Origin of the sequence: Roseinatronobacter thiooxidans (assembly GCF_001870675.1) — a bacterium.
GTDB lineage: Bacteria > Pseudomonadota > Alphaproteobacteria > Rhodobacterales > Rhodobacteraceae > Roseinatronobacter > Roseinatronobacter thiooxidans.
In genome coordinates this window covers 124,690-149,951 of record NZ_MEHT01000045.1, presented here as the reverse complement: position 1 = coordinate 149,951, position 25,262 = coordinate 124,690, and the positions used below count along the sequence as shown (strand labels likewise).

General features: G+C 61.7%; 27 protein-coding genes and 1 other RNA gene. 14 read left to right on the top strand and 14 right to left on the bottom strand.

The genetic code is table 11. The annotated features are described in order from the left end of the window. Nucleotides 1-30: 30 nt before the first annotated feature. Together BG455_RS14690 and surE are read right to left on the bottom strand one after the other, a co-directional pair. Nucleotides 31-690, bottom strand: coding sequence for a protein-L-isoaspartate(D-aspartate) O-methyltransferase (locus BG455_RS14690; RefSeq protein WP_071470752.1), 660 nt, complete (start codon nt 688-690; stop codon nt 31-33). Then, nucleotides 687-1,472 carry a 5'/3'-nucleotidase SurE gene (gene surE, locus BG455_RS14685; RefSeq protein WP_071470935.1) on the bottom strand — a complete coding sequence of 262 codons (786 nt, stop codon included), beginning with the start codon at nt 1,470-1,472 and terminating at the stop codon, nt 687-689. Before surE ends, BG455_RS14690 begins: the two co-directional genes overlap by 4 nt. A 176-nt stretch (nt 1,473-1,648) precedes the next feature. Here surE and rnpB point away from each other — a divergent pair. Beyond that, nucleotides 1,649-2,054: RNase P RNA component class A (rnpB, locus tag BG455_RS14680), an RNA gene on the top strand. 150 nt (nt 2,055-2,204) lie between these two features. Continuing rightward, nucleotides 2,205-2,372 carry a 50S ribosomal protein L33 gene (gene rpmG, locus BG455_RS14675; RefSeq protein ID WP_071470751.1) on the top strand — a complete coding sequence of 56 codons (168 nt, stop codon included), beginning with the start codon at nt 2,205-2,207 and terminating at the stop codon, nt 2,370-2,372. A gap of 204 nt (nt 2,373-2,576) precedes the next feature. Here rpmG and gatB read toward each other — a convergent pair whose 3' ends face one another. Further along, on the bottom strand, nt 2,577-4,091 hold the full coding sequence (gene gatB / locus BG455_RS14670) for an Asp-tRNA(Asn)/Glu-tRNA(Gln) amidotransferase subunit GatB (RefSeq protein WP_071470750.1): 1,515 nt from the start codon (nt 4,089-4,091) through the stop codon (nt 2,577-2,579). Between the two features lie 191 nt (nt 4,092-4,282). On the opposite strand from gatB, the gene BG455_RS14665 reads away from it, so the two are divergent. Together BG455_RS14665 and BG455_RS14660 are read left to right on the top strand one after the other, a co-directional pair. Next, nucleotides 4,283-4,900, top strand: a complete 618-nt coding sequence (locus BG455_RS14665; protein WP_071470934.1) for a hypothetical protein — start codon at nt 4,283-4,285, stop codon at nt 4,898-4,900. A 93-nt stretch (nt 4,901-4,993) separates the two neighbouring features. After that, entirely contained in the window at nt 4,994-6,079 is a 1,086-nt protein-coding gene (locus tag BG455_RS14660) for a FliM/FliN family flagellar motor switch protein (RefSeq protein WP_071470749.1), read from the top strand. Nucleotides 6,080-6,215: 136 nt separating this feature from the next. On the opposite strand, the gene BG455_RS14655 is transcribed toward BG455_RS14660, so the two are convergent. From BG455_RS14655 to ald, 5 genes are all read right to left on the bottom strand, one after another. Further along, the gene (locus BG455_RS14655) at nt 6,216-6,641 is read right to left on the bottom strand and encodes a protein tyrosine phosphatase family protein (protein WP_071470748.1); all 426 of its coding nucleotides are present in this window, start codon (nt 6,639-6,641) and stop codon (nt 6,216-6,218) included. A 12-nt stretch (nt 6,642-6,653) separates the two neighbouring features. After that, the gene (locus tag BG455_RS14650) at nt 6,654-7,088 is read right to left on the bottom strand and encodes a DUF6691 family protein (protein WP_071470747.1); all 435 of its coding nucleotides are present in this window, start codon (nt 7,086-7,088) and stop codon (nt 6,654-6,656) included. Further along, on the bottom strand, nt 7,088-7,516 hold the full coding sequence (locus tag BG455_RS14645) for a YeeE/YedE family protein (protein ID WP_177190894.1): 429 nt from the start codon (nt 7,514-7,516) through the stop codon (nt 7,088-7,090). Before BG455_RS14645 ends, BG455_RS14650 begins: the two co-directional genes overlap by 1 nt. 73 nt (nt 7,517-7,589) lie before the next feature. Beyond that, nucleotides 7,590-8,453, bottom strand: coding sequence for an MBL fold metallo-hydrolase (locus BG455_RS14640; RefSeq protein WP_071470745.1), 864 nt, complete (start codon nt 8,451-8,453; stop codon nt 7,590-7,592). 161 nt (nt 8,454-8,614) lie between these two features. Next, nucleotides 8,615-9,733 (bottom strand): alanine dehydrogenase, encoded by a 1,119-nt coding sequence (gene ald, locus BG455_RS14635; RefSeq protein WP_071470744.1) that lies wholly within the window; start codon nt 9,731-9,733, stop codon nt 8,615-8,617. Between the two features lie 136 nt (nt 9,734-9,869). Between ald and BG455_RS14630 the strand changes: the two genes are divergently transcribed. After that, nucleotides 9,870-10,328 carry an Lrp/AsnC family transcriptional regulator gene (locus tag BG455_RS14630; RefSeq protein WP_071470743.1) on the top strand — a complete coding sequence of 153 codons (459 nt, stop codon included), beginning with the start codon at nt 9,870-9,872 and terminating at the stop codon, nt 10,326-10,328. Between the two features lie 35 nt (nt 10,329-10,363). Here BG455_RS14630 and mscL read toward each other — a convergent pair whose 3' ends face one another. Beyond that, complete coding sequence (gene mscL / locus BG455_RS14625; RefSeq protein WP_071470742.1) at nt 10,364-10,750, bottom strand: large conductance mechanosensitive channel protein MscL; 387 nt, start codon at nt 10,748-10,750, stop codon at nt 10,364-10,366. Nucleotides 10,751-10,841: 91 nt separating this feature from the next. After that, complete coding sequence (locus BG455_RS14620) at nt 10,842-11,288, bottom strand: YtoQ family protein (RefSeq protein WP_071470741.1); 447 nt, start codon at nt 11,286-11,288, stop codon at nt 10,842-10,844. A 140-nt stretch (nt 11,289-11,428) separates the two neighbouring features. On the opposite strand from BG455_RS14620, the gene BG455_RS14615 reads away from it, so the two are divergent. From BG455_RS14615 to BG455_RS14605, 3 genes are all read left to right on the top strand, one after another. Then, nucleotides 11,429-12,082, top strand: coding sequence for a protein-L-isoaspartate O-methyltransferase family protein (locus tag BG455_RS14615; protein WP_071470740.1), 654 nt, complete (start codon nt 11,429-11,431; stop codon nt 12,080-12,082). 58 nt (nt 12,083-12,140) lie between these two features. Further along, nucleotides 12,141-13,508 (top strand): TolC family outer membrane protein, encoded by a 1,368-nt coding sequence (locus BG455_RS14610; protein ID WP_071470739.1) that lies wholly within the window; start codon nt 12,141-12,143, stop codon nt 13,506-13,508. 173 nt (nt 13,509-13,681) lie between these two features. Further along, entirely contained in the window at nt 13,682-14,305 is a 624-nt protein-coding gene (locus BG455_RS14605) for a hypothetical protein (RefSeq protein WP_143079941.1), read from the top strand. A gap of 6 nt (nt 14,306-14,311) precedes the next feature. On the opposite strand, the gene BG455_RS14600 is transcribed toward BG455_RS14605, so the two are convergent. The 3 genes from BG455_RS14600 to BG455_RS14590 are packed head-to-tail and all read right to left on the bottom strand — an operon-like array spanning nt 14,312 to nt 16,044. Then, on the bottom strand, nt 14,312-14,755 hold the full coding sequence (locus tag BG455_RS14600) for a YcgN family cysteine cluster protein (RefSeq protein ID WP_071470737.1): 444 nt from the start codon (nt 14,753-14,755) through the stop codon (nt 14,312-14,314). Nucleotides 14,756-14,797: 42 nt separating this feature from the next. Further along, nucleotides 14,798-15,397 (bottom strand): methyltransferase domain-containing protein, encoded by a 600-nt coding sequence (locus BG455_RS14595; protein ID WP_071470736.1) that lies wholly within the window; start codon nt 15,395-15,397, stop codon nt 14,798-14,800. After that, nucleotides 15,394-16,044: a class I SAM-dependent methyltransferase gene (locus BG455_RS14590; RefSeq protein ID WP_084386464.1), complete on the bottom strand. Its 651-nt coding sequence runs from the start codon at nt 16,042-16,044 to the stop codon at nt 15,394-15,396. The genes BG455_RS14595 and BG455_RS14590 overlap by 4 nt, the downstream gene beginning before the upstream one ends. Before the next feature lie 129 nt (nt 16,045-16,173). On the opposite strand from BG455_RS14590, the gene BG455_RS14585 reads away from it, so the two are divergent. From BG455_RS14585 to BG455_RS14560, 6 genes are all read left to right on the top strand, one after another. Beyond that, nucleotides 16,174-18,615: a ligase-associated DNA damage response DEXH box helicase gene (locus BG455_RS14585; RefSeq protein WP_071470735.1), complete on the top strand. Its 2,442-nt coding sequence runs from the start codon at nt 16,174-16,176 to the stop codon at nt 18,613-18,615. Continuing rightward, nucleotides 18,612-19,298: a ligase-associated DNA damage response endonuclease PdeM gene (pdeM, locus tag BG455_RS14580; RefSeq protein ID WP_071470734.1), complete on the top strand. Its 687-nt coding sequence runs from the start codon at nt 18,612-18,614 to the stop codon at nt 19,296-19,298. Before BG455_RS14585 ends, pdeM begins: the two co-directional genes overlap by 4 nt. A 193-nt stretch (nt 19,299-19,491) precedes the next feature. Beyond that, a complete protein-coding gene (locus BG455_RS14575) occupies nt 19,492-20,661 on the top strand; it encodes an FtsW/RodA/SpoVE family cell cycle protein (protein ID WP_071470733.1) in 1,170 nt (389 codons plus the stop codon). A gap of 61 nt (nt 20,662-20,722) precedes the next feature. Continuing rightward, complete coding sequence (locus tag BG455_RS14570) at nt 20,723-21,772, top strand: UDP-N-acetylglucosamine--N-acetylmuramyl-(pentapeptide) pyrophosphoryl-undecaprenol N-acetylglucosamine transferase (RefSeq protein WP_425438766.1); 1,050 nt, start codon at nt 20,723-20,725, stop codon at nt 21,770-21,772. Beyond that, complete coding sequence (murC, locus tag BG455_RS14565; protein ID WP_071470731.1) at nt 21,769-23,181, top strand: UDP-N-acetylmuramate--L-alanine ligase; 1,413 nt, start codon at nt 21,769-21,771, stop codon at nt 23,179-23,181. Before BG455_RS14570 ends, murC begins: the two co-directional genes overlap by 4 nt. A gap of 15 nt (nt 23,182-23,196) precedes the next feature. Continuing rightward, nucleotides 23,197-23,457, top strand: a complete 261-nt coding sequence (locus tag BG455_RS14560) for a hypothetical protein (protein ID WP_143079940.1) — start codon at nt 23,197-23,199, stop codon at nt 23,455-23,457. A gap of 71 nt (nt 23,458-23,528) precedes the next feature. Here BG455_RS14560 and BG455_RS14555 read toward each other — a convergent pair whose 3' ends face one another. After that, complete coding sequence (locus BG455_RS14555) at nt 23,529-25,139, bottom strand: GMC family oxidoreductase (protein WP_071470729.1); 1,611 nt, start codon at nt 25,137-25,139, stop codon at nt 23,529-23,531. Nucleotides 25,140-25,262 lie beyond the last annotated feature (123 nt).

Sequence of the window (25,262 nt, the reverse complement as noted above, 5' to 3'; positions counted from 1 at the left end):
CAACCCGCTGTCATGTCGCTTGCGGCCCTTTTAATGGCCCAGCCCCTCAACCAGAGGGACAAAGCGCACAGCGCGCATCTCCTCATACTCATACCCAGTTTCCGTCCGGATAACACGGATCAGTGTCTGTACTGTATCAGACTGACCCACCGGAACCACCATAATACCCCCAACACGCAGCTGCGCCAAGAGCGGGCCGGGGGGGTCTTCGGCGGCGGCGGTCACGATAATGCGATCAAACGGCGTCAGATCGGGCAGGCCATAGCTGCCATCGGAAATCATGCAGGTGATATTGGTCAGGCCAAGCTTGTCGAACAGTTTTTGCGCCTCTCGCGCCAGCGGGCGGTGGCGTTCCACGGTATAGACGCGGCGTGCCAGCTGGCTTAGGATCGCCGCCTGATAGCCAGAGCCGGTGCCCACTTCCAGCACCTTGTCGCGCGGGCCAACCTGCAACGCCTCGGTCATCAGCGCCACAACCGATGGCTGGCTGATCGTCTGGCCGCAGGCAATCGGCAGGGGCATGTCTTCATAGGCGCGGTCTGAAAAGATGCCGGTCATAAAATCGCGCCGGTCGATCCGCTCCATCGCGGACAGCACGCGCGCATCCGTCACCCCGCGCGAGCGCAGCGTGTAGATAAAGCGCATCCGCGCCTCGGTCAGGTTTTCGGGCACATCGTCGGGTGTGCTCATTCCAGCGCCTTTCGCACATCATCCAGCGCATCATGCGCGGTCAGGTCCGCGCGCATGGGCGTGACAGAAATATATCCGTCCAGATTGACCGCCGCATCTGTTCCGGCGGCGGTGGGCAAATGCTGCGGCCCGCCCGTGATCCACAGGAATTTGCGACCAGAGGGCGAGATATGCGGCTCTACCCCGAAAAACGTGTCTTTGCGGTAGCCTTGCGGGGCAACTTTCAGGCCCTTCACATCATCCCGCCCGATAGGGGGGAAATTGACGTTATAGAACAGCCGGTAATCGCCCTGATCCCAGATCGCATCTTTCAGCAGCTTCTCGACCAGCGCCTGCCCATGCCCGATGGCAGCATCAAAAATGGATGGCAGGTCTTCCGACACTGGCCCCATATATTGCGACAGCGCAATCGCGGGCAGCCCTTGCAACGCGGCTTCCATCGCGCCGCCGACCGTGCCGGAATACAGCGCATTCTCGGCTGAATTATTGCCGCGATTGACGCCCGACAGCACCAGATCGGGCCGCGCGCCTTGCAGCACGTCATACAGCCCCGCCAGAACACAATCGGCCGGAGAGCCTTCAGCGGCGTAGCGGCGCGGGCCCAGTTTGGCGATCATGGTGGGGTGGGTATAGCTGATGCAATGCCCGACGCCCGATTGCTCGAACGCGGGCGCCACGACCCAGACCTCACCCTCCTTGCCCGCAACCGCGCGCGCAATCTCTTCCAGCACAGCAAGTCCGGGTGCATTGATCCCGTCGTCATTTGTTACCAGAATGCGCATGTCGGTTTTCCCTGTGTTTTCCATTCCCTGCTTAGTGTGTTGCCCCTTCGCGGGCAAGTGCATCGCAGCGCTACAGCGCATGGGGCTGCAAATTTGCCCAACAGGCGCCGCTTCTGCCCCGGCCCGGCCCTGCACTGGCTTGCGTCATGCCTTTTGCGCGCGTATGTAGCCTGCGTGCGGATGGTCGGATGACCGCGTGTGCAGGCCGCAAGGCCTGTATGCGAGGAAAGTCCGGGCTCCATGAGGCAAGGGTGCCGGGTAACGCCCGGCTGGGGTAACCCAAGGGAAAGCGCCACAGAAAACAGACCGCCATGCATCTGTATGGTAAGGGTGAAACGGTGGGGTAAAAGCCCACCGCGGGACGGGCAACCGGACCGGCACGGCAAGCCCCACCCGGAGCAATGCCGAATAGGGATCTCACGCGGGCATGATCCGGACAACCGGATATCACCGCAGGGCCGCCTCAGCCCGAGATCCGGGTTGGCAGCAAGACCCTGTCTGCAAAGGCAGGGCCAGATGAATGGTCATCCATGGGGGCACCCGCCCCCAAGACAAAACCCGGCTTACAGACCATCCGCACAAGATATGACACTGCAGGCATGAAAACATGCCCCATGCGCCCGAAACTTCCGACAATCGGGTTGACACGGGCGGGCATACGGGTAGAAGGCAGGCTCAGATTTCACGGGTTGCACACGATCTTGCGCGCGGCCTGGCTTAGGAGATGACATCATGGCGAAGCCAACCACCATCAAGATCCGACTGAATTCCACAGCCGGGACAGGGCATTTCTATGTCACCAAGAAAAACGCCCGCACCATGACGGAAAAAATGTCGATGCGGAAGTTCGACCCCGTTGTGCGCAAGCATGTCGAATACAAAGAAGGCAAGATCAAGTAATCTTGCCCGCCTTATCTACCTGAAAGCCGCGCCACTGTGCGCGGTTTTTGTTTTGCGCGGTTTTTGTGTGCGCGCCACGTCCAAACGCGCGCCACAGCACAAAAAAACAGACCTCGGGACATTGCCAAAGGTCTGTTCATTTTCTTGCTAAAAATACTCAAATTCCCGGCCCCGGCCAAATGCACTTCGGCCAGGGGCTGTGCGTCAGATCCCCAGTTTCGCACTCACGATCTCGTTGACCGCCGCAGGATTGGCCTTGCCGCCTGTCGCTTTCATCACCTGACCCACAAACCAACCTGCCAGCTTGGGGTTCTGCTTGGCCTTTTCCACCTGCGCGGGGTTGGCGGCGATGATGTCATCGACGGCCCTTTCAATCGCGCCGGTATCGGTGACCTGTTTCATGCCACGCGCCTCGACTATTGCTGCCGGGTCGCCGCCTTCGGTATAGACAATCTCGAACAGGTCTTTGGCGATCTTGCCAGAGATATCGCCTGCCTTGATCAGCGCGATGATTCCCGCCAGCTGGGCGCTGGAAACAGGGCTGTCGGAAATGTCGTGCCCTTCTTTCTTCAACCGCCCGAACAGCTCGTTGATCACCCAGTTGGCGGCCAGTTTGCCGTCACCCGCCTCTGCTGCGACTGCCTCGAAATAGGCCGCATTCGCCACATCGGCGGTCAGAACGCTGGCATCATAGTCGGTCAGCCCGAAATCACCCATGAAGCGCGCTTTCTTGGCATCTGGCAATTCGGGCAGGCTTGCGGCAATATCATCGACCCAAGCCTGCTCTATCTCCAGTGGCAGCAGGTCGGGGCAGGGGAAATAGCGGTAGTCATGCGCCTCTTCCTTGGACCGCATCGAGCGTGTTTCGCCCTTATCGGGATCATACAGCCGCGTTTCCTGCACCACGCTGCCGCCATCTTCCAGTATGGCAATCTGGCGGCGGGCCTCATAGTCGATCGCTGCCTGAATGAACCGCATGGAGTTCATGTTCTTGATCTCGCAGCGCGTGCCCAGATGGCCGAAATCCTGCGTTTCCTGATATTTCTCGTACTGGCCCGGACGGCAGACCGACACGTTCACATCCGCGCGCAGATTGCCGTTTTGCATATTGCCGTCACAAGTGCCCAAGTAACGCAGGATCTGGCGCAGTTTGGTCACATAGGCGGCCGCTTCCTCGGGGCCGCGAATATCGGGGCGCGAGACGATTTCCATCAGCGCCACGCCGGTGCGGTTCAGGTCCACGAAAGACATGTTCGGGTCCATGTCATGGATCGATTTGCCTGCATCCTGTTCGACATGGATACGTTCTATCCGCACCAGCCGCGCAACACCTGCGCCCAGTTCCACCAGCACCTCGCCCTCGCCCACCAGCGGGTGGTAAAGCTGGCTGATCTGATAGCCCTGCGGCAGGTCTGGGTAGAAGTAGTTTTTCCGGTCAAAGGCCGAGCGCAGATTGATCTGCGCTTTCAGGCCCAACCCCGTACGCACGGCCTGCTCAATGCAGTATTCATTCACCACAGGCAGCATGCCCGGCATTGCGGCATCGACAAAGGCCACATTGGCATTGGGTTCCGCGCCAAAACGGGTGGACGCGCCCGAGAACAGCTTGGCCCGGCTAGAGACTTGGGCATGTATTTCCATCCCGATCACCAACTCCCACGCGCCAGTCGCGCCAGAGATCACCTTGGGTTTGGGCGGCTCGAAACTCAGGTCCAGCATGGTTTGGCTTTCCTCTCGGGGGGTATTTTCAGGGCTTTCTAGCGGTGCATGCAGGGCGCAGCAAGGGGCCGGTCGGCAAAACCCCGCCGAAGTTGGGGCTTTGCGCGGCCTCTGATTTGCCTTTTGCACCGATTCGGAACCATAGCCCGCTCGCAGCGCAATTTAAGGGCTGCGTCACCTTTGGAAAATTCATGCCCCGTTTTCTGCCGCTTTCATTGCTGGCCGCCCTTGGCGCTGCTGCGCTTACCGCCGGATGCACGCTTGCCACACCTGACACAGGCGTAGAGGTGTCGCGCGCGGCGCATGTCACCACCCGTTGGGACCACCGCCCAGAGGCACAGCGCTGGACCGCCGCGAAATTCGCCGCATTGGAAACCGAGGGGCGCGCATTGGTGGCCACTGTGCCGCAAGATATCGACACATTCTGCCCGGGCTACGAGTCGGCGGATATGGACGGGCGCAAGGCATTCTGGACGGCGCTGTTCTCGGGCTTGGCAGGCTATGAAAGCACATGGCGGCCAGAGGCCGCAGGGGCAGGCGGGCGCTATCGCGGCTTGTTGCAGATCTGGCCGACATCGGCACGCTATTACGGCTGTGATCTGTCGCACCCCAAAGGGTTGTATGATGGCCCCACGAACCTGCGTTGCGCTGCGCGGATTGCCGCGCAGGCGGTAGAGCGGGACAAGGTTGTGGTTGGCAGTTCCGGAAATTGGGGCGGTGTTGCCAAGGATTGGCCGCCCATGCGCGATGCGCGCAAGCGCAATGACATTGCCGCCTTCACCCGCTCGCTGCCGGTGTGCCAGATCTGACACAGGGCGGTTGCCTGTCTGGCTGATGTGATCTTGTTCAGCTTTTGCTAACGCTTTTGCGCCATTGTCGGTGCAGGACGGGTGGCACAAGCGATGATGGATAAGGCAGAAGCAAACCATATGGACAGCGCCGCGCGTGACAACGCGCTTGGCAAAATGGCAACCCGGAATCGGGTGGCGCAGGCGCAGGAACGGGCGGTGTTCGTTGCGGCCTTGCGTGTTGCCTTTGGCCGCATGTCTGCCGATTGCCCCGGCCTTGACGGGATTGTTCAGGATGTGACGATCCGGCAAGGGGCCTTGGCAGAGGTGCTTGATCTGGCCGAACCGGGCATGTTTCTGGCGCTGCTGGACGGGCAGGGCGAACGGATGGGGCTGCTGATGGCCTCTGCCCCCGTGCTGGCGGGCATGGTCGAGGCGCAGGCCAGCGGGCGTGTGGACAAGGGACATGCGCCGCCGCGCATGCCCACGCGCACCGATGCGGCCCTGCTGGCGCCCATGATCGACACGTTCTTGCGCCTGATCGAATCGCGCTGCGCAGACTTGCCCCAAGCGGCAATGGTGTCGGGGTATGGGTACGGGTCTTTCCTTGATAATCCGCGCCCTTTGGCGCTGATGCTGGAAGAGGGGGTGTTTCACATTCTGCATCTGCGCGTGGCATTGGGCTTTGGCGCGAAAGAGGGGGATTGGTTCGTGATTCTGCCTGACCCCGAACCCAGCCCCCGGCTTTCTGCGCAGCAAAATGCGGCCGATGCGGGGCTGGACCAAGACTGGCAAGAGCGGTTGCATATGGCCATTGGCGACAGTGGCGTGGTGCTGAACTCTGTGCTGTGCCGGATGCAACTGACACTTACAGATGCACTGCGTCTGCGCGCGGGCGATGTTTTGCGCCTGCCCGACACGACGCTGGAAACCCTGACACTGGAAAGCATCGCGCAAACGCCGCTTGGCATCGGGCGGTTGGGGCAGGCGCGCGGGCAGCGGGCCGTGCGCCTAACGGCTGATCCCGGCCTGCTGGTCGATGCGACAGGGGCGAGTGTGCCAATGATCGCCTTGCCCGCCTCTATTCTGTGGGACAGATCAACACCGCCGCCATTCGCGCCAAGTGCTGGCAGCACCGCCGCGCCGGACGGGCGGGCGCTGGGTAGTGTTGAGGGGGGCACCCCGACAGATACAGAATGAGCGGCCCGCAAAGGCTAGGGCGTCGAGATGCGTAAATGGTTTTTCGCATACCGGCGCGGGGGCAAGGTTGCGCGCCCCATGAAAAAGCCCCGCCCCTTGGTGAAAGGGCGGGGCGGGATGTGATAAGCGCTGGGTGTCAGCCCTGTGCAAGCTGGTCCAGTGTTGCGCGAAACGGCTCTAGCCCGTAGCCGTGGCGGGCGGGAATGGCGATCAACTCATCTGTCGGGCGCGTGCCCGCATGAGCAAGCGCCCAGACGATGGAAGACCGGTTGCCGGACGCGCAATAGGCCAGAACCGGCCCTGTGCTGGCCTGCATCGCATCGGCCTGTGCGGTGACGTTATCCATGGAAATCGCGCCGCCGATAACGGGATTCAGCACAAAATGCAGCCCCGCGGCTTCGGCGGCGGCGCGAATGGCATCGGCCTGCACCTCTGGCGGGATCTCACCGTCAGGGCGGTTGCAAACCAGCGTGGTGAAACCTGCCTCGGCAATCGCGGCCACATCTGTGGGCGCGATCTGGGGCGAGACGGCGTAATCATCGGTCAGGGGGCGGATGTCCATGCATTTCTCCGGTCAGGTGGCTGCGAGTCTGTCAATGCGCAGGCGAAGGGTGGGTGCCAGCAACATACCCCCGATCATGGCAAGGATAAAGGTGATCCCGCCAGTCCCCCCCCAACTGAGCGAGGCAATAGCCGGGCCGGGGCACAGCCCCACCAGCCCCCAGCCCGCCCCAAACAGCACCGAGCCGATAATCAGGTTATGGCCAAGGCGCGGATCGGGCTTGGAGGGAAAGGGCTGTCCCACCAGTGAAGTGGCGCGTTTCGTGGTCAGGTGCCATGCCACCATCATCGGCAGGATCGCCCCGCCCAGCACAAAGGCCAGGGTTGGGTCCCAAGCGCCAAAGACATCCAGCCAGCCTTGCACCTTGGTGGTGTTGGTCATGCCCGAAACCAGCAGTCCGGCCCCGAACAAACCGCCCGAAAGCGCTGAAATCACAAGACGTTGCATCAGATCACCCCCAGAACATGCCGAAACAGCACCATCGCGATGCCACCTGCCAGCAGATAAAATACAGTCGCCACAATCCCGCGCAGCGAGAAGCGCGAAATCCCGCAGACCCCGTGGCCCGAAGTGCAGCCATTGGCCAGCCGTGTGCCGATGCCCACCAGCAAACCGCCTGCAATGACCAGCCCAAGGTTCGAGGTGATGTTGGTCGACACCTCGACAGTGTACAGCGGCAGCATCAGCGCGGGCACAACCACCAGCGCTGCCAGAAAGGCCACGCGGTCGGCCCAGTCGCCAAGGCCCGAGCGGTCCACCAGACCGCCGATTATGCCGCTTGCCCCCATGATGCGGCCATTTCCAAGCAGAAAGATTGCCGCCGAAGTTCCGATCATCAGGCCGCCGACAAGGCCCCAGATCCAGTCAGTTTGAATCATTGCAGTGTTCCTGTTCGCAAAGTGGCGCGGCATGTCTGTGCCGCGCCTGTGTTGGGTCTTTGGCTGCGGGTCAGAGCGTGTTGACCGGCACTTTCAGATAGACTGTGCCGTTGTCTTCGGCGGGTGGCATCTGGCCTGCGCGCATATTCACCTGCAGCGAGGGCACGATCAGGCGCGGCATGCCAAGCTGGGCGTCGCGTTCATTGCGGGCGCGCACGAAATCTTCTTTCGATTTCCCTTCGCCCACATGCTTGTTCAGGCGTTTCTGGTCGCCCACAGTGGTTTCCCACGCATAGGTTTCGCGCCCTTCGGCCTTGTAGTCATGGCCAACGAAAATGCGGGTTTCATCGGGCAGGGACAGGATTTTCTGTACCGAATCCCACATTGTATCGGCAGACCCGCCGGGGAAGTCGCAGCGCGCCGTGCCGAAATCGGGCATGAACAGCGTGTCGCCCACGAAAGCCGCATCGCCCACCACATAGGTCAGGCAGGCGGGGGTGTGGCCCGGTGTGTGCAGCACATCGCCACGCATCTGGCCGATGTGGAAACTGTCGCCTTCCTTGAACAGCGCATCGAACTGGCTGCCATCGCGCTGGAATTCGGTGCCTTCATTGAAGACCTTGCCGAAAGTGTCCTGCACAATGCGGATATTCTCGCCAATCGCGATCTTGCCGCCCACTGCGGCCTGGATATAGGGCGCTGCGGACAGGTGGTCGGCATGGACATGGGTTTCCAGCAGCCATTCCACCTCGTAGCCCTTGTCCTTGATGAATGCGATCACGGCATCGGCAGACCGGGTGTCGGTGTTGCCAGAGGCATAATCGAAATCGAGGACCGAATCGACCACAGCGCATTTCTGGCTTTGCGGGTCGCGCACCACATAGGTGACGGTGAATGTTGCTTCGTCGAAGAAGGCTGTAATTTCAGGTTGCATAAGAAGTCTCCATTTCCGGTGTCTGAAAGGAATATATACCTCTTTATACATATTGCAAGTTTTGAATGTAATGTTTCCGAAGTAGGCCGCCCAAGGATGCACAAACCAACGCCCGCCCCCTTGCAGGGGCGGGCGGGCAAATCTTGTGCGGCGGGGCGGCGTTATACCTTCAGCGCCTTGCTGGGGGAGAGCACGTCAATTCCCAGTGCCTTGCCCACAGCATAATAGGTCAGATGGCCTGCATGGGTGTTCAGCCCCGCCAGCAAATGCGGGTCATCTTCGCAAGCCTTGCGCCAGCCCTTGTCGGCCAGTGCCAGCATGAAAGGCATGGTCGCATTGGCCAGCGCGATTGTGGCGCTGCGCGCAACCGCGCCGGGCATATTGGCGACGCAGTAATGCAAGATGCCGTCCACCGCGTAGATGGGGTCTTGGTGGGTGGTGGCGTGCGATGTCTCGAAACAGCCGCCCTGGTCGATGGCGACATCGACCAGCACGGCACCGGGCTGCATCTGTGCCAACTGGTCGCGCCGGATCAGCTTGGGCGCGGCCGCGCCCGGAATAAGCACCGCGCCAATCACCATATCCGCGCGCGTGATCAGGTCTGCAACTGCGGCAGAGTCCGAGAATTGCGTGGTCAGGCGGCCATGGAAAATGTCGTCAAGATAGGACATGCGCTGGATCGAGCGGTCCAGAATGGTGACATTCGCCCCCATCCCAACTGCCACCCGCGCCGAGGCAGTGCCAACCACACCCCCCCCGATGATCACTACATTGGCAGGCCGCACACCCGGCACACCCCCCATCAGAACGCCGCGCCCGCCATTGGCTTTTTGCAGCGCCCATGCGCCCATTTGCGGCGCCAGACGCCCCGCCACTTCGGACATGGGCGCCAGCAGGGGCAGGCCGCCATTGCGGTCGGTCACGGTCTCATAGGCAATCGCTGTCACGCCAGAATCCAGCAGATCGCGCGTCTGGGCAGGGTCGGGGGCAAGATGCAGATAGGTGAACAGCACTTGGCCTTCGCGCAGCTGCGCGCGCTCGCCCGCTTGGGGTTCCTTGACCTTGACCACCATATCGGCGCGGGCGAATATCTCTGCGGCGCTGTCCACCACCTGCGCACCGGCTGCGCTGTAATCTTCATCGGTAAAGCCAGACCCAAGGCCCGCGCCCGCCTCGACACAGACCTGATGCCCATGCGCGCAGGCTTCTTGCGCGGCATTCGGGGTCAGGCCTACGCGAAATTCCTGTGGTTTAATTTCTTTCGGGCATCCGATTAGCATGTCAATCTCCTTGTTGCGATAAGTCCAGAGTATCGCAAGGATGCGCGGATTTCCTTGACACTTCGGCCCGTTTGCACAAGCTCTGTCGCAGAAACGTGCAAGAATTGGCACAATTAGAGCAAAAGGTTGCGCTGCAATGCAGCTAGACGCGACAGATCGTCGGATATTGCGGGTGCTGCAACGGCAGGGCCGTGTCACGAATGCCGAACTGGCAGAACTGGTGCATCTGTCACCTTCGGCCTGTCACCGGCGGGTGCAGCGCTTGGAAAGTGAAGGGGTGATTGCGGATTATGTCGCCCTGCTGGACCTCAAGCGGATCGGGCGGCCCACGATTGTCTATGTCGAGATCAAACTGTCAGGGCAAAGCGACGAGATATTGGACGCGTTCGAGCGTGAGGTCGCGCGCGTGCCGGATATTCTGGAATGTCACCTGATGGCGGGGGCGGCGGATTACCTGCTCAAGATCATTGCCGCAGATACCGAAGATTTCGCGCGCATCCATCGCCGCTATCTAAGCCGCTTGCCCGGTGTCACGCAGATGCAGTCGTCTTTCGCGCTGCGCACGGTCGTCAAGACCACGGCCATCGACATCTGATATACGGGGGCAGCGTGGGCCGCCCCCTTTTGGCCTTAGCGTGCCTGCAAGGCGTCGCGGATCTCGATCAGCAACTCCTCGGTTGTGGGGCCTGCGGCGGGTTCTTCCACGGCAAGGGCTTCTTCTTTCTTGTTCATATTTGCGACCTTGTTGATGGTGCGCACCAGCATGAACACGACAAATGCGATGATCAGAAATTTGATCACTGCATTTACAAAATTGCCAACCATGAACTGGGCTTCCCCCAGCCCGAAACTGATTGCGCTGAAATCGATTCCGCCTACGAAAATTCCGATCAGCGGGTTGACCAGATCATCAACCAGCGAGGTGACGATCGCGGTAAATGCCGCGCCGATGATAATACCGACAGCCATATCCATGGCATTGCCGCGCGAGATGAACGCTTTGAACTCTTGGAGCATGGGTAATCCTTTACTAAAAAATAACGCTGAAAAGATATACCCGAGAATGGGAAAAGCGAAACCCGCATTTTGGGGGCGGGTGTGCTTTTTGTCAGGGCAGTTTGCCGTGCAGCGTGTAGCGCAGCAGCTGCACCACCTGTTCGGGCGTTTCGGCCACGGCAAGGGCGGCTGCGTCCACTTCCTTCAACGCGTGCTGGTGCTCGGCCCCGTGCAGCACGATGATGGATTTTCCCAACGCCGCCGCAAAGCCTGCGTCAAATGCGGCGTTCCACTGGCGGTATTTCTCGCCAAAGCGCACCACAACAATATCGGCATCTGTCAGCGCCTTGCGGGTGCGGATGGCGTTGAGTTTAGCACCCTTGTGGTCATGCCAGAATTTCTGGTCTTCCCCACCCAGAATGGCCACGCCGCAATCATCAGAAGCGGCGTGATCGGTGACTGGCCCTGTAAAGGTGATTGCCAGATCTTGTGCGCCGGTGATGATCTGGTCGCGCCAATCTGTGTGAATTTCGCCTGCAAGATAGACATTCAGGTTCATTTTTCTGTCTCCCGTCACTGTGTCGGATGCGCTTTAGCACAGCTGGGCCGCAGACCAAAGCCCATGCGCAGGCATGTTGCGGGCGGCGCGGTTCTGTGGCATTGAAACCCTTGGCCCAGCATAACCAAAGAGTTCCGTCGATGACCGATTTCGCCTCTCGCCGCAGAATTATGGTGGACACGCAAGTGCGCCCCTCTGATGTTACGAAATTTCCCATCATTGACGCCATGCTGGACGTCCCGCGCGAAATATTCGCCCCAGAGGGCAAGGCAGAGGCCGCGTATATCGGCGAAAACCTGCATCTGGAAGATGGCCGCGTGCTTTTGGACCCGCGCACATTGGCCAAGATGATTGACGCGCTTGAGATTACGGCCAATGATCTGGTGCTGGATATCGGGTGCGGGACGGGCTATTCCTCGGCGGTGATCTTGCGCATGGCGCAAGCGGTCGTCGCGGTGGAGGAGCATGAAAGCTTGGCGCGCGCCGCGAATGCCGCCCTGGCGCGTACCGACTCTGAAACAGTGGTGCTGCATATCGGCAAGCTGACCGAGGGCGCGCCAGAGCATGCGCCCTATGATGTCATGATCCTGCAAGGCGGGATCGAAAGCTTTCCGCAAGAGTTGGTGGGCCAGTTGCGCGATACAGGGCGCGTTGCGGCGGTCTTTATGGAAGGGGCGCTGGGCGTGGTGCGTTTGGGCTTGCGCAAGGGTGATCACATTGTCTGGCGTGATATATTTAACGCAGCAGCCCCAATTCTGCCGGGTTTTTCCAAGGATCGTGAATTTTCATTCTAAGATACGACACTAAAAGCAGGCAGAACAAAACAAACAGCAGCTTCGAGAGGCCGAAAGCATGAAACATCTCACAAAACTCTCTGCGCTTGCGGTGGCCTTGTGTTTGGTTTCAGTGCCGGCCTCGGCGCAATCGCTGGCCGATACATTCGCCGCAGCCTATCGCAGTTCCGACCTGTTGGAACAGAACCGCGCCTTGTTGCGTGCCGCAGATGAAGATGTCGCCATCGCAGTTGCGCGGCTTAGGCCAGTGGTGAATTTCGTAACCGGCGCGCAAACCAGCATCCGCTCTGGCGGGCAGCAGTCCACGTCGATGAACCTTGGGTTGAACGCGGAAATCACATTGATCGATTTCGGACGCGGCAAGCTGGCGCGTGAAGGGGCAAAAGCACAGGTGCTGGCGCTTCGGCAGGCGCTGGTCAATTTTGAACAAACCGTGCTGCTGGATGCAGTGTCCGCCTTTATGGATGTGCGCAGCGCCAGCGAAGCCGTGTCGTTAAGTCAGGCCACTCAGCGTGTGATTACGCAAGAACTGAATGCCGCGCGCGAACGCTTCGAGTTGGGAGAAATCACGCGAACCGATGTGTCACTAGCCGAGGCCCGCCTTGCTGCCGCACGCTCGCAGCTTGCTGCCGCCGAAGGTGATCTTGCTGCCGCGAGAGAGTTTTACAAGCTTGTCACAGGCGCCTATCCGGCCCAGTTGCGCCCGCCCCCTGCCTTGCCGCGCACAGCAAGCAATCTGCAAACCGCGCAAGACATCGCGCGGCGCACCCACCCCCTGATTGCGCAGCGCCAGAACGAAGTGACGGCAGCGGAACTGGGGGCCGAAAGCGTGCTGGCCGAACGCAGCGGCGCGGTGACGGGGTCAGCCTCTGTCGGGCGGCAGTTCGGTGGCGTGACAGGCGAGGGAAGCTCTGCCACTGCCGCAATCAATTACCGCCGCCCGATTTTTCAGGGCGGGCAGTCGGGTGCCCAATATCGCAAAGCGACGGCGCAGCGCGATGCCACCCGCGCGCGCCTTCACCAGACTGTTGCACAGGTTTTGCAGAATGTGGCGGTGGCTTGGGCCAATGTGGATGTGGCGACTGCCCGCATTGCCGCCAGCCAGCAACAGGTGCGCGCCTCGCAAAGTGCGTTTGAAGGCACACGCGAAGAAGCCCGCCTTGGCGCGCGCACCACGCTGGATGTGCTGAATGCCGAAACCGACCTGCTGGATGCGCGCACGACATTGTTGCAAGCCCAAGCCGCGCAGCAGATCGCAACCTATAATCTTTTGGCGGCCATGGGGCTGTTGACAGTGGATCATCTGGGCCTTGGCATTCCCACCTATGACGCCGAAGCCTATTACAATGCCGTGCGCAACGCGCCGTTGTCATCGCCCCAAGGCGACGCTCTTGACCGCGTGTTGCGCGCGATTGGCCGCGACTAAGGCAGTTATATGTGTCTGGATGGCAGAATTGACAGCGATTTGACTTCGACATTGTGCGAAGGCCAAGACCAAGCTACACTTTGGCAATAATAAATTTTGGGGTCCGGTCTGGCCGGAATTTTCCCCCGACGTGGCAAAAATTTGGCAAGAGGGCAGACAGAATGACAGAAGCCATGTCCCGACGCGAAATCGAGGATGTCCTGTCGTCCATCCGCAGAATCGTCTCGCATGACGTGCCCGCAGAAGGGGCGTCTGCGCCGCCGCCCGATTTGAACGACAAGCTTATTCTGACATCGGCCTTGCGGGTTGATGATGCGGCCGCGCAACAAGACGGCGCGCCCGCGCCCGCCCTGTCCGAGAGTTCGGATGCAGGCGAGGGGGCTTTGCCCATGCCCGCCACCAGCGTTGAAGAAAGCGTGGTCGTGCCATCGCTGCTTGGGCGGATTGCCACTGCAAGCAGAACGCCGCCGCTTGTTCTGGACGCTGCGCCAGCGCAAGAGCAGGGCAATCCCGAGCCCGAAGACAATCTGCATGCCAGTCTGGAAGACCGCGCGATGGAAGCCACTTTGGCGCGGCTGGAAGCCGTTTTGGCCAATTCCGTGCAACCGGCCAAAGCCAAGCCTGCATCTGCGGGCGCTGCCGAGGATGAGATCATTGATGAGGGGGTGTTATACCAGCTTGTCGCGCATATTGTCCGGCAGGAATTGCAGGGCGAGTTGGGCGAGAAGATCACCCGCAATATCCGCAAGCTGGTGCGGTCTGAAGTCGCCCGAGAGTTGGAATTGCGCAAGTTCTAGCGCGGATCAGTCGTCCAGCGGGTAATCTTCCCAATCTTCCACTGCAATCGCGTGCTCTGACACCGTACGATCAAGCATCGAAACCCCTGCCTTGTGGGTCGAGTCCGGATCGCCTGTGACCAGCGGGTGCCACTCTGGCAAGCGCTGGCCTTGGTGCAGCAGCCGGTAGGCGCAGGTGTCCGGCATCCAATAGGCGATTTCATTCAGGTTTTCGGGCGTCAAAACAACACATTCCGGCACGATCTTCTTGCGTTGCGTGTAATTGGCGCAGCGGCAGGTTGTGTCGTCGAACAGGCGGCAGGCCACGCGGGTAAAGATCAACTCTTCCGTGTCGATATCTTCCAGCTTGTTCAGGCAGCAGCGTCCGCAGCCATCGCACAGGGCCTCCCACTCCTCGGGGGTCATCTGGTGCAGGGGCGTGGTTTCCCAAAATCTGTGTCTTGTGTCCATAGGCGGCAGATAAGCTGCCTTGCCGCGCGGGGAAAGGGGCAATCAGCTTTCATTCAGCGCAAATACCGCCATCTGGCTGGCCCCGCCAAGGGTGGGGTGCGCCCCGCCGATATCGGCGAAGCTGACTTGCGCGCGCCCGCGCTGCGCCACGCGCGTGCCCCAGTCGCGGAACCGCGCGCGGCTCCATTCAAAGCGGTGGCCGGGGTGGCGGAACCTGTGGGCGGGCACACCCAGCAGCGGGTTGAATTCCGCGTTGGGGGTGGTCAGGATAATATGCCTGGGCCGTAACACATGAAACAAGGCGCGTTCCAGTTGCGACAGATGGGCAGGGTCCAGATGCTCGATCACCTCGATCATGACTGCGCAATCAAAACCGGCCAGCTGCGGGGCAGGTGACAGGATTGATCCTGACCTGATTTCAATGTGGGGCGCATGGCCTTGGGCGTGCAAGCGCCCCTCTAGGCGGGTCACGGCACCTGTATCGATTTCAATGCCCACCAAGCGCGTAATGTCGGCCCGCGCGGCCAGCCGCAGAAAGAAATCCCCATCGCCGCAGCCCAAATCCAGCACGCTGCGCGCGTTGCACCCCGCAAGCGCATCTTCAACAGCGGCAATCCGCTCCATATGCAGCCATGTGGTCATAAGGGGCGCTGTAGCAGGGCCACATCCTTGCACGGCACATCGCAATGCCAGCCCCAGCTTTGTGCCAGATAGCGCAAGGTCGCCTCTCGGTAAAACACCACATGGGTGATGTCGCGGCGGTAGTGCCAGTTGGCAAATTGCGTGTCATCGGTCTGGAAGCAGGTCATGATCGCCAGCCACCCACCGGGGCGGATCATGGCGCGCAATCGCGCAAATTCGGATACAGGGGCGTGGAAATGCTCGGCCACTTCGGTGCAGGTGATGAAATCATAGCTTTGCGCCAGCGCCGCGCGGTCTGGTGCGAAAAGCGGGTCATACAGTGCCATCTGGTGGCCCGCCGCGCGTAGCATGGCCGCCAGCGCGGGGCCGGGGCCGCAGCCATAATCCAGCCCCACCGCGCCGAAGGGGAGCCGCGCAAGCAAGGGCGTGGTCAGTTTGGCCAGAAAGCGCCTGTAGCGCGGGTCGTCCACATTGTTGTCATGCAACCTGTATTCGGCGTGTTCGGCCGCGCGTGTCGGATAATGCGCGGGGTCCAGATAGCGCGCGTCGCAGACCGTGCAGGCGCGGTAATCGCGCCCCTCGATCCGCGCCAAGGCCCGCGTTTGCAAAGCCAGACAGACAGGGCAGGGCAGGTTTGCGGGGGGCATGGGACCGTCACTGAATTGGGTAAGCGTGCGTCTGCCTAGCACTCTCTTGCCATAAAGCGAAAGCCCAAGTGGTTGTCATTGCCGCACTGCGCCTTACCCTATGCGCTGCCTTGAAGGACCGCACAGAGCATGCCCGCTTTCGACCATACCAGCCCGAATGACCTGCCCGCGCCCCTTGCGCGCTGGTTTGCGGCGCAAAACTGGGCACCGCACCCGCATCAGGTGCAGATGCTACAGGCCACAGGCAACGCGCTGCTGATCGCGCCGACAGGTGGCGGCAAGACATTGGCAGGGTTTCTGGCAACCTTGGCGGCGGCATGCAGGGGCGATATGGGGGCAGGGCTGCACACGCTGTATGTCTCGCCCCTCAAGGCGCTGACCTATGACATTGGTCGCAATCTGGCGCGCCCTGTCGCCGATCTGGGCCTCTCATGCCGGATCGAGGACCGCACAGGCGACACATCCGCCACCCGGCGCGCGCGCCAGCGGGTGGACCCGCCGCATGTGCTGCTGACAACGCCCGAAAGCCTTGCCTTGATGCTATCCTACCCTGAAGCGCCCAAAATCTTCGGGTCGCTGCTGCGGGTGGTGATTGATGAAATCCATGCATTGGCGGAATCAAAGCGCGGCGATCAACTGATGCTGTGCCTGTCGCGGTTGCGCAGGCTTGCGCCGCAGATGCAGGTGGCCGGGCTGTCGGCCACAGTCGAGAACCCCGCCGCATTGGCGCAATTCATGGGCGGGGCCGAGATTGTCATAGCCCATCCCGGCCCTGCGCCCGATATCGCCATGCTGCCCACCACGGCCACCCCGCCTTGGTCGGGGGCGGGCGGGGCCTATGCTGCGCGCGATGTGATGCGGGCGATTGCCGATGCGCGCCTGACGCTGGTCTTCATCAACACCCGCGCGCAGGCAGAACTGTTCTTTCAGGCGCTCTGGGCTGTGAATGACGACAACCTGCCTATTGGCCTGCATCATGGCAGCCTGTCGCGCGAGGCACGCCGCCGCGTCGAAGGGGCGATGGCAGACGGCGCCTTGCGCGCTGTGGTCGCCACCGGCAGTCTGGATCTGGGGTTGGATTGGGGCGATGTCGATCTGGTCATCCAGATTGGTGCGCCCAAGAATATCAAGCGGCTGGTGCAGCGCATCGGGCGGGCCAATCACCGCTTTGACACACCTTCGCGCGCCCGCATCGTGCCTGCCAACCGCTTCGAGGTGCTGGAATGCATTGCCGCCCTGCAAGCGGTGGAAGCGCAAGAGTTGGATGGCGACGGGCGTGCGCCAGTGGGCGGGCTGGATGTGTTGTGCCAGCATATGCTGCTGCTGGCCTGCGCCGCCCCGATTGATGCGGATGCGCTGTTTGCCGAGGTCACACGCGCTGGCCCCTATGCGGGGCTGACCCGCGCGGATTTTGATGCCTGCCTCGATTTCGTGGCCACAGGCGGCTATGCGCTGCGCGCCTATGACCGCTGGCAAAGGCTGGTCTTGCGCGAGGGGCTGTGGCACCTGCGCGACCCGCGCGCGGCGCGCGCCATCCGCATGAACCTTGGCACGATTGTCGCACCCGAATTGCTAAGCGTGCGGCGTGGCCCGCGTGGCGGCGCGCCCTTGGGCGAGATTGAAGAGAGTTTCGCCGCCGCACTTTCCCCCGGCGACACGTTCCTGATTGGCGGGCAAACCGTGCGCTATGACCGTTTGCGCGACATGATCGTAGAGGTGACCCCCCAGCCCGCGCGAGAGCCGAAAATAGCCGTGTTCAACGGCCTGAAAATGGCCACCTCGACCGAGTTATCGGCCCGGGTTCTGGCGCTGATCGGGGACCGCGCGGCTTGGGCCGCGCTGCCCTGCCACATCCGCGACTGGCTGGCCCTGCAAGACCGGATTGCCTGCCTGCCGCAGCCCGGCACCATGACATGCGAAAGTTTCCAGCGGGGGGGACGGTGGTATTTCGCGCTCTATTCCTTCGCGGGGCGCAATGCCAACCAGACGCTTGGCCTGCTGCTGACCCACCGCATGGAACGCGACGCGCTGGCCCCTTTGGGCTTTGTTGCCACCGATTACGCCACCCTGATCTGGGGTTTGGAGCCTGTGCGCGACCCCGCCCCCCTGCTGGACCCGGAGGGGTTGCGCGCGGGCTTGCAGGACTGGCTGGCCGAGAATGCAATGATGAAGCGCAGCTTTCGCGCGGTGGCCACTGTGGCGGGGCTGATCCAGCGCAACCTGCCCGGCGCGCGCACATCCGGCAAACAGGCGACATTTTCCAGCGATATCTTGTATGACACGCTGCGCAAATACGACCCCGAGCATGTGTTGCTGAAAATTACGCAGGCAGAATCGATGCGCGGGCTGGCCGATTTCGGGCGGATTGAAGAGATGTTGCGCACCCGCGCGCAGATCGTCCATTCCATGGCCCCGCATGTCACCCCCTTTGCCGCCCCCCTGATGCTGGAGGCAGGGCGTATTCCCATCCGTGGGGCAGGCAGCGCGCGCCTGCTGGAAGATGAAGCGGCGCGCATGATGGCAGAGGCGGGCTTGACGCTGGAGGATGTTGGCGCAAAGACACAGGCATGACCGCTTGCCCCTTTCGCTTTCAGGACCACGATTTCATCGCGCGCCCCTCTGGCGCGCTGTTCTGGCCTGCGCAGAACGCGCTGGTTGTTGCTGACCTGCATCTGGGCAAGTCAGGCCGCATGGCGCGGCGGGGCGGTGCGCTGTTGCCCCCGTTCGAGACCCGCGCAACGCTGGAGCGGCTGGGCGCAGAGCTGCAAGACAGCGCTGCGGCGCGGCTGATCTGTCTGGGCGACAGTTTCGACGATGACAGGGCCATTGCAGAACTGGGCACCGAACGCGCGCTGCTAGAGCAGATTTGCGCGCAGCATCAAACACTGTGGATCACGGGCAACCATGACCCCGCGCCGGAACACCTGCCCGGCCTTGTGGCGCAGGACTGGCACGAAGCGGGCCTGACCTTGCGCCATATCGCGGGCGATGGGCCTGATATTTCAGGGCATTACCACCCGAAACTGCGCCTTGCCGGCCAGCGCCTGCCTGCATTCCTGATCGGGGCTGTGCATCTGATCGTGCCTGCATTCGGCGCCTATACGGGCGGGCTGGATCATGACGCGCCCGCGCTGGCCGCTTTGGTGCCACAGGGGCGCGCGATTGTGACTGGGGCTGCTGCGCGCATGGTGCCACTGCCCTTGCCGCCCCAAAAGCGCGCAGGGGCCGCGCGGCGCTGGTCTGCGCGGCGCTGATCCGGCACGCCGCAGATGCAGGGGCGGCGGCTTTACGCTGAAGGGCTTGGCATGGCGGGCTGCACACAGCTATTTGCGCGTGATTATGCTGGAATGGGCACGCGTTTCGGGTTACGCTGCGCCTTACAGACCCGGCAAACGGGCATCGACCAGGCAAATTCAAGATACCCGGCAGTACGATCGAGGCAGTGACATGACGGAAATGGTATATGGCACCACGCCTGTGCGTGTGGTGGAACCTGTTATCCCGCGCTGGTGGCGCACGATTGACAAGGTCACCTTGACATCGGTGTTGTTGCTGATGGCGGTTGGCTTGCTGCTGGGGCTGGCCGCTTCGCCGCCGCTGGCCACGCGCAACGGGCTGCCGCCGTTCTACTATGTGCAACGGCAGGTGTTTTTCGGCATCCTTGGTGTGGTGGCAATGATCCTGCTGTCCATGTGCGCCCCCGAGCGTATTCGCCGCTTTGCAGTTGTGGGGTTTTTCATCTCGTTGCTGGCGCTGATGCTGCTGCCGTTTTTTGGCACGGATTTCGGCAAGGGTGCTGTGCGGTGGTTCAGTCTAGGGTTCGGGTCGTTCCAGCCGTCAGAGTTTCTCAAACCCATGCTGGCGGTTTTTGCCGCTTGGTTGCTGGCTGCAGGGCGCGAACCTAACGGGCCACCGGGGCAGGCGCTGTCGCTTGGGTTTACCATGCTGGTGCTGGGGCTTTTGGTTATCCAGCCGGATTTCGGGCAGGCGGCCTTGATCGCGGCAGGCTGGATGGTGATGTATTTCATCGCGGGCGCGCCCATGTTCCTTTTGTTGGGGTTTGCGGGGCTGGTGCTGGCAGGGGGCTATACCGCCTATCACAACTCCGAGCATTTCGCCCGCCGCATTGACGGCTTTCTTGCCGCCGAGGTCGATCCGCGCACCCAGATGGGCTATGCGCAAAATGCCATCTCGGAAGGCGGGTTTTTCGGCACCGGCGTGGGCGAGGGGCGCGTCAAATGGAACCTGCCCGATGCGCATACAGATTTTATCATCGCCGTCGCGGCGGAAGAATATGGCCTGATCCTCGTGTTGTTCATCATCGGGTTGTATGCGACCATCCTGACCCGTTCCTTGTTCCGGCTGATGCGCGAACGTGACACGTTCATCCGTCTGGCGGGCACGGGGATCGTGATCATGTTCTCGATACAGGCCATGATCAATATGGGCGTTGCTGTGCGGCTGCTGCCGTCCAAAGGCATGACTTTGCCATTCGTGTCCTATGGCGGGTCATCCTTGCTTGCGACAGGCATGGCAATCGGTATGCTTCTGGCATTTACACGGGCGCGCCCGCAGGGCGAAATTGGTGATATGCTGTCGCGGCGCGTGTATTCCTGAGGGGGAACCAATGGCCAGACCGCCACTTCTACTGATCGCAGCCGGAGGAACCGGGGGGCATATGTTCCCCGCTCAGGCCCTGGCTGAAGCGATGCTGGCGCGGGGGTGGCGGGTCAAACTGTCAACAGATGCGCGCGGCGCGCGCTACGCGGGCGGCTTTCCCGATGCTGTCCGGATCGAGCAGATCAGCGCTGCAACTTTCGCGCGTGGCGGGCTGGCGGACAAGATCATGGTGCCGCTGAAACTGGCGGCCGGTGTTCTGGCGGCTGGATTTTCAATGCTGACAGACCGCCCCCGCGTTGTGGTGGGCTTTGGCGGCTATCCGTCCATTCCGGCGCTGTCTGCGGCATGGGCGCTGCGGGTGCCGCGCATGATCCATGAACAAAATGGCGTGCTGGGCCGCGTGAACCAGATTTTCGCGCGCCGCGTAAACCTGCTGGCCTGCGGCACATGGCCCACAAGCATGCCCGAGGGGATTACGGCCGAGTTCACGGGCAACCCTGTGCGCGCCGCGGTGCTGGAGCGAGCGGGCGCAGGCTATATCCCGCCCGGAGATTACCCGATGGACCTGCTGGTGATCGGCGGCTCGCAAGGCGCGCGCATTCTGTCGGATGTCGTGCCCCAAGCCATTGCCGCGCTGCCAGAGGCGATCAAGCGCAACCTTGGCGTGGCCCATCAGGCGCGCGAAGAAGATATCGCGCGCGTTGTCGCCGCCTATGAGGCGGGCGGGATTGATGCGGAAATTGCCCCGTTCTTCAACGACATTCCGCGCCGCCTGTCCGAATGCCAACTGGTTGTCAGCCGCGCGGGCGCATCCTCTGTGGCCGATATTTCCGTCATCGGGCGACCTGCCATTCTGGTGCCCTATGCGGCGGCGGCGGCCAATCATCAGGCGGCAAATGCCAAGATGCTGTCTTCGGTAGATGCAGCCGTTATCTTTCCCGAGGCCCATTTCACCGCGGCCGCCCTGACAGAGTGTCTGGAATCGATTTTGACAAACCCCAAGGCCGCACAGGCTATGGCGCAGGCGGCCTTGTCGGCAGGTCGTGCGGATGCAACCGAACGGCTGGCCGAAATGGTCGAAGCCCTTGCCCGAAAGGAAACACCATGAGTCCGGCCACAAAACTGCCCACAGATATTGGCCCGATCCATTTTATCGGCATTGGCGGGATTGGCATGTCGGGCATCGCCGAGGTGTTGATGACGCATGGCTACCGTGTGCAAGGCTCTGACCTGAAATCCAGCCCGATCACGGCGCGTTTGGTAAGCCTTGGCGCGGAAGTGTTCATTGGCCAGCAGGCCAGCAATATCGGGCCTGCGGCTGTGGTCGTCGTCTCGACCGCGATCAAGCCCGACAACATGGAGTTGCAAGAGGCGCGCCGCCTTGGCCTGCCTGTTGTGCGCCGCGCCGAGATGCTGGCCGAGTTGATGCGTCTGCGCTCGAACATCGCGGTGGCGGGCACGCATGGCAAGACCACGACCACCACGATGGTGGCCGCCCTGCTGGACGAAGGCGGGCTGGACCCGACAGTTATCAATGGGGGCGTGATCCATGCCTATGGGTCGAACGCGCGCGCCGGTGCGGGCGAATGGATGGTGGTGGAAGCAGATGAAAGCGACGGGTCGTTCAATCGCCTGCCTGCGACGATGGCGATTGTCACCAATATCGACCCCGAACATATGGAGCATTGGGGCGATTTCGACGCCCTGCGCAAAGGGTTCTATGATTTCGTCTCGGGCATTCCGTTCTATGGTCTGGCGATCTGCTGCACCGATCACCCCGAAGTGCAGGCGCTGGTCGCCAAGCTGACCGACCGGCGCGTGGTGACCTTCGGGTTCAATGCGCAGGCCGATATTCGCGCGCTGAACCTGCGCTATGACAAGGCCGTGGCGTATTTCGATATCGCGTTGCAGGATGAGGGGCGCATCATCAAGGATTGCACCTTGCCCATGCCGGGGGACCACAATGTGTCGAACGCACTCGCGGCGGTTGCGGCGGCGCGGCATCTGGGCATGAACGCTGCCGAGATTCGCAGCGCGCTGGCCAAATTCGGCGGCGTCAACCGCCGCTTCACCCGTGTGGGCGAAGTGGGCGGCGTGACCATCATAGATGATTACGGCCATCATCCGGTTGAAATTGCCGCTGTGCTGAAAGCCGCGCGTCAGGCTTTGGGCGGGCAGGGGCGTGTGATTGCAGTGCACCAGCCACACCGCTATACCCGTCTGTCAAGCCTGTTCGAGGAATTCTGCACCTGCTTCAACGAGGCGGATATTGTCGGCATCGCCCCTGTCTATGCCGCAGGGGAAGACCCGATCGCGGGTGCCAGCCGTGATGATCTGCTGGCGGGATTGCGTGCACATGGTCACCGCTCTGCCCATCCTGTCGATACGGAAGAGGCGCTTGAAGCGCTTGTGCGCGCGCATGCACAGCCCGGCGATATGGTCATCTGCCTTGGTGCAGGCACGATCTCGGGATGGGCGCATGGGCTGGTGCCACGGCTGCAAGCGAAAGCGGCCTGAGTGATGGGGCCAGAGGTGCGACTCTATATGCTGATGGGCGTCTCGGTTCTGGCGGGTGTGCTGCTGGGGGCGGCCTTGCTGCGCAAAAACATGCCGCGCGCCTATGGGGCCGTATTTCTGGGCCATGTTCTGGCGGCTGTGGCGCTTTTCCTTGCCGTGCAACAAGGGCGAGAGATGCAGGGCCTTGGCCCTGCCATCATGCTGGCCGTCTTCGTTCTGCCCGCCACGCTGGGCATGGCGTTGGGCGGCGGCGTTATCTGGTGGCGCAGGCGCTGAGGTAATTTCAGCAAGAATCAGACCGGGTTTTTCAGCGTCAAATTGCGGTAAAAACAACCTGCGGCAGCGTGTTAGCGGCGCGCATCTTCCAAGATCATATCGGCGGCCTTTTCGGCGATCATGATCACAGGGGCCTGTGTGTTGCCTGATGTGATGCGCGGCATGATCGAGGCATCGACCACGCGCAACGCCTCTACCCCCCGCACGCGCAGGCGCGTATCCACCACCGCGCCCGCATCCGTGCCCATCCGTGCTGTGCCCACAGGGTGAAAAATGGTCGAGGCAATATCGCCCGCGCCTTTGGCAAGCTGTGCATCTGTCTGGAATTCGGGGCCGGGTTTGAATTCTTCGGGCCGGTAGCGCGCAAGCGGGTCTTGCGCCATGATCCGCCGCGTCAGCCGGATGGCGCGCGCCGCCACCAGCCTGTCCCCCTCGGTCGAGAGGTAATTGGGCTGGATCACCGGATGCGCCTTCGGGTCTGGCGAGTTCAGCCGCACATGGCCCCGACTTTCGGGGCGCAGATGGCAGACACTTGCCGTGATCGCAGGAAAGGTGTGGGGCGGCTGGCCGAACGCGTCCAGTGTGACAGGCTGCACATGGTATTCCAGATCAGGGCTTGCCAGATTGTCAGAGGAATAGGCAAAGGCCCCAAGCTGGCTGGGGGCCATTGCCATAGGCCCGCGACGACGCAGCAGGTATTCCAGCCCGATCTGTGCCTTGCCAAACAGGCTGGACGCCATGGTGTTCAGCGTCTTCACCCCTGTGACCTTGAAAGCGCAGCGGATTTGCAGATGGTCTTGCAGGTTCTCGCCCAGTTCGGGGATGTCCTGCGCCACCTCTAGCCCGTGGCTTTGCAACAAGCCCCCCGGCCCAAGGCCGGACAGTTGCATCAGATGGGGCGAGCCGATGGCCCCTGCCGACAGGATCACTTCGCGCCCGGCCTGTGCCCGCGCGGGCAGGCCATGATGCGAAAACCGCACACCAGCGGCCCGCCGCCCGTCCAGAATCAGCCCCTCGCTTTGGGCATGGGTCAGAACGGTCAGGTTGGGCCGTGCCATCGCGGGGCGCAAAAAGCCGCGCGCAACGGACCAGCGGAAGCCAGCTTTCTGGTTCACCTTGAAATAGCCAACCCCGAAATTGTCCCCAAGGTTGAAATCCGCGCTTTCGGGAATGCCAGCGGCAATCGCGGCGTCCTTCCATGCGTCCAGTATTTCCCAGCTTAGCCGCTGTTCCTCGATTCGCAGGCCACCGCCCGCGCCATGTTGCCCCGGAATTTCGCCCGCGTAATAGTCTTCGGATTTCAGGAAATAGGGCAAGACATCGTCCCAGCCCCAGCCGGTATTTCCCATCTGTTTCCAGCCGTCATAATCGGCAGATTGCCCGCGCAGATACAGCATGCCATTGATCGACGAACACCCCCCCAACACCCGCCCGCGCGGGTAAAGCAGGCTGCGCCCGTTCAGGCCCGCTTCGGGGGCTGTGCGATAGCGCCAGTCCGTGCGCGGATTGTCGATGCAATACAGATAGCCCACAGGGATATGCACCCAGTGGTAGCGGTCCGACCCGCCCGCTTCCAGCAGCAGGACGCGGTTTTTCGGGTTTTCGCTCAGTCGGTTGGCAAGCACGCATCCGGCCGAACCCGCGCCCACGATCACATAGTCGAATGTGCCGAAATCCTGCACGCTGCCTCCTGCTGTTTTGGGGCGTAAGGTTGCGTATCGGGGCACGCACTGCAAGCCCAAATAATGCGCCCTGTGCTTATGGAAGCAGCAACATGTCGCTTAAATCGGTTGCAAAGCGGCGCA

Bases quoted from the DNA above. Each gene is read 5' to 3' on its own strand.
- BG455_RS14655 (WP_071470748.1), bottom strand. From the start codon at position 6,641: ATGGACATCCGCCCCCTGACCGATGATTACGCCGTCTCGCCCCAGATC.
- BG455_RS14590 (WP_084386464.1), bottom strand. From the start codon at position 16,044: ATGCCCCCCGCAAACCTGCCCTGCCCTGTCTGTCTGGCTTTGCAAACG.
- rpmG (WP_071470751.1), top strand. From the start codon at position 2,205: ATGGCGAAGCCAACCACCATCAAGATCCGACTGAATTCCACAGCCGGG.
- surE (WP_071470935.1), bottom strand. From the start codon at position 1,472: ATGCGCATTCTGGTAACAAATGACGACGGGATCAATGCACCCGGACTT.
- BG455_RS14570 (WP_425438766.1), top strand. From the start codon at position 20,723: ATGTTCCCCGCTCAGGCCCTGGCTGAAGCGATGCTGGCGCGGGGGTGG.
- BG455_RS14620 (WP_071470741.1), bottom strand. From the start codon at position 11,288: ATGAACCTGAATGTCTATCTTGCAGGCGAAATTCACACAGATTGGCGC.
- ald (WP_071470744.1), bottom strand. From the start codon at position 9,733: ATGCTAATCGGATGCCCGAAAGAAATTAAACCACAGGAATTTCGCGTA.
- BG455_RS14630 (WP_071470743.1), top strand. From the start codon at position 9,870: ATGCAGCTAGACGCGACAGATCGTCGGATATTGCGGGTGCTGCAACGG.
- BG455_RS14605 (WP_143079941.1), top strand. From the start codon at position 13,682: ATGTCCCGACGCGAAATCGAGGATGTCCTGTCGTCCATCCGCAGAATC.
- mscL (WP_071470742.1), bottom strand. From the start codon at position 10,750: ATGCTCCAAGAGTTCAAAGCGTTCATCTCGCGCGGCAATGCCATGGAT.
- pdeM (WP_071470734.1), top strand. From the start codon at position 18,612: ATGACCGCTTGCCCCTTTCGCTTTCAGGACCACGATTTCATCGCGCGC.
- BG455_RS14595 (WP_071470736.1), bottom strand. From the start codon at position 15,397: ATGACCACATGGCTGCATATGGAGCGGATTGCCGCTGTTGAAGATGCG.
- BG455_RS14615 (WP_071470740.1), top strand. From the start codon at position 11,429: ATGACCGATTTCGCCTCTCGCCGCAGAATTATGGTGGACACGCAAGTG.
- gatB (WP_071470750.1), bottom strand. From the start codon at position 4,091: ATGCTGGACCTGAGTTTCGAGCCGCCCAAACCCAAGGTGATCTCTGGC.
- BG455_RS14585 (WP_071470735.1), top strand. From the start codon at position 16,174: ATGCCCGCTTTCGACCATACCAGCCCGAATGACCTGCCCGCGCCCCTT.
- BG455_RS14690 (WP_071470752.1), bottom strand. From the start codon at position 690: ATGAGCACACCCGACGATGTGCCCGAAAACCTGACCGAGGCGCGGATG.
- BG455_RS14575 (WP_071470733.1), top strand. From the start codon at position 19,492: ATGACGGAAATGGTATATGGCACCACGCCTGTGCGTGTGGTGGAACCT.
- BG455_RS14665 (WP_071470934.1), top strand. From the start codon at position 4,283: ATGCCCCGTTTTCTGCCGCTTTCATTGCTGGCCGCCCTTGGCGCTGCT.
- BG455_RS14610 (WP_071470739.1), top strand. From the start codon at position 12,141: ATGAAACATCTCACAAAACTCTCTGCGCTTGCGGTGGCCTTGTGTTTG.
- BG455_RS14640 (WP_071470745.1), bottom strand. From the start codon at position 8,453: ATGCAACCTGAAATTACAGCCTTCTTCGACGAAGCAACATTCACCGTC.
- BG455_RS14660 (WP_071470749.1), top strand. From the start codon at position 4,994: ATGATGGATAAGGCAGAAGCAAACCATATGGACAGCGCCGCGCGTGAC.
- murC (WP_071470731.1), top strand. From the start codon at position 21,769: ATGAGTCCGGCCACAAAACTGCCCACAGATATTGGCCCGATCCATTTT.
- BG455_RS14650 (WP_071470747.1), bottom strand. From the start codon at position 7,088: ATGCAACGTCTTGTGATTTCAGCGCTTTCGGGCGGTTTGTTCGGGGCC.
- BG455_RS14600 (WP_071470737.1), bottom strand. From the start codon at position 14,755: ATGGACACAAGACACAGATTTTGGGAAACCACGCCCCTGCACCAGATG.